General features: G+C 76.8%; 1 protein-coding gene and 1 pseudogene. One reads left to right on the top strand and one right to left on the bottom strand.

Going from position 1 to position 1,344, the window contains the following annotated elements; genetic code table 11:
* Nucleotides 1–591 (top strand): annotated as a pseudogene (locus AOK16_RS24920) (hypothetical protein); the annotation flags it as partial.
* Between the two features lie 139 nt (nt 592–730).
* Here the strand turns inward: AOK16_RS24920 and AOK16_RS24915 are convergent.
* Nucleotides 731–1,344 (bottom strand): AAA family ATPase (locus AOK16_RS24915; RefSeq protein ID WP_055474333.1); only part of this gene is annotated, 614 nt, incomplete at its 5' end.

Below are 1,344 nucleotides of genomic sequence, written 5' to 3'. Positions count from 1 at the left end.
GCCGCGCCCCCGGCGGTGCCCCCAGCGGTGCCTGGCGCCGACGGCCTGAAGCGCCAGACCCGGCTGCTCCGCGACCTCGGTGGTGTCACCACCTCCGTGCACGCCTTCGCCAAGGCCGTCCTCATGGCGGACGGCAAGTTGCCGCCTTCGGAGGCCGAGCGGTACGCCGCGGCGGTCAAGCGCTCGCTCTCCTCGGTCAAGCGCGCGGCGGCGCACACCCCCGCGACGGGGGCCGTCCTCCCGGCCGGTGACCGCTCCCTGCCCGCCGGGGCCGTCGAGGAACTGCGGGCCAAGGCCGTGCAGGACCTGAACGACAAGACCGACGCCGTGGTCGAGGCGGTGAAGAAGCGGGCCGAGGGCGAGAACGACCAGTCCGTCTCGGACGCCCTGCAGGACATGTTCAGCGGGGTCTCCAACTTCTACGGCAGCATGCTGGCGGGGGGCGAGTTCCCGCCGCCGAGCCTGGAAGGGCTCCCCAAGCTGCCGACGATCGCCCGCGCCGAGCGCGGCGGGGCCGGGCAGGGCACGGGCCTCGTCGCCCACCGGGACGCCGAGCCGGAGTTGGACCAGGAGCCGGACCTCACGGAGTAGCCCCGGCCTCCTCGCGTACGCCAGCCCCGCACACTGATCTCGCACACAGATCCCGTACGCCGGATCTCGTACGCGGAGGGCGGGGGCGGCCGGACGGCGGGGGCCGCCGAGAGCGACGGCGGCCTCCCCTCGCGCCCGGCTACTCGAACCCGATGCCGTTCAGCGCGCTCGCGGCCTCGCGGTCGAGCAGCACGGCCGAGGCGAAACCGTCCGGCAGCCGTCCGTCCTCCGCGTCCGCGACCAGCCGCCCGACCGCCCGCCGGTGCCGGGCGAAGGCGTACGAGGAGACGCCCCGGCCGCGCAACGCCTGTCCCTCCAGGGCGACTTGGGGCTCCACGTCCAGCAGGGCCAGGTGCACCGACCGGCCGCGCCGCCGGGCGTCGCGGACCACCCACCGGCGCACCCACGCGAGCGTCCCGCAGTCGTGCACCACCACGCCGGCGCCCGAGCGCAGGGCCCGGCGCAGCCCGGCGTAGTGACGGAGCCGGACCAGCGGCCGGTAGAGCGCGTACGGGAGCCCGGCGGGCAGGAGGCGGGCCACGCGGTCGCGGGCGTCCTGCGAATCGATGCGGCGAACGGCCGGGCCGCCGCGGGCCGGCCGGGCCACGGTCTTCCTGATCAGCGAGGACTTGCCGCTGCCGGGCAGCCCCGAGACGATGAGCACGTCGCCCGCGGGGTAGCGCAGCTCGGCGGCGGGCCGGGGCGGGGCGCCGCGGAGGTCGAGGACCGGCGCCAGGCGTCCCGGTCTGAGGG

Source organism: Streptomyces pathocidini (assembly GCF_001418495.1).
Lineage (GTDB): Bacteria > Actinomycetota > Actinomycetes > Streptomycetales > Streptomycetaceae > Streptomyces > Streptomyces pathocidini.
The sequence above is the reverse complement of the archived record's forward strand: the minus strand, read 5'-3'. Positions and strand labels throughout refer to the sequence as shown.